This window comes from Streptomyces sp. NRRL F-6676, assembly GCF_000725625.1.
Lineage (GTDB): Bacteria > Actinomycetota > Actinomycetes > Streptomycetales > Streptomycetaceae > Streptomyces.
In genome coordinates this window covers 1-287 of record NZ_JOHS01000145.1, presented here as the reverse complement: position 1 = coordinate 287, position 287 = coordinate 1, and the positions used below count along the sequence as shown (strand labels likewise).

The 287-nt window shown below is 75.3% G+C and carries 1 protein-coding gene; it reads left to right on the top strand.

The window, feature by feature from the left end:
- Positions 1-287, top strand: a 287-nt coding sequence (locus tag IO29_RS31380; RefSeq protein ID WP_033227688.1) for a glycoside hydrolase family 3 N-terminal domain-containing protein, incomplete at both ends; no start/stop codon positions are given.

The window sequence follows — 287 nt, the reverse complement described above, 5'->3', positions numbered from 1 at the left end:
GGCTTCGCCGCCTGGGGGGCCACGGCCTACCCGGTGCCGCTGTCCTGGGGCGCCACCTTCGACCCGGACCTGGTGCGGAAGATGGCCGCCGCCATCGGCCGCGACATGCGCGCGGTCGGCATCCACCAGGGGCTCGCGCCCGTCCTCGACGTGGTGCGCGACGCCCGCTGGGGCCGGGTGGAGGAGACCATCGGCGAGGACCCCTACCTCGTCGGCACCGTCGCCACCGCCTACGTCCAGGGCCTGGAGTCCGCCGGCATCGTCGCCACCCTCAAGCACTTCGCCGG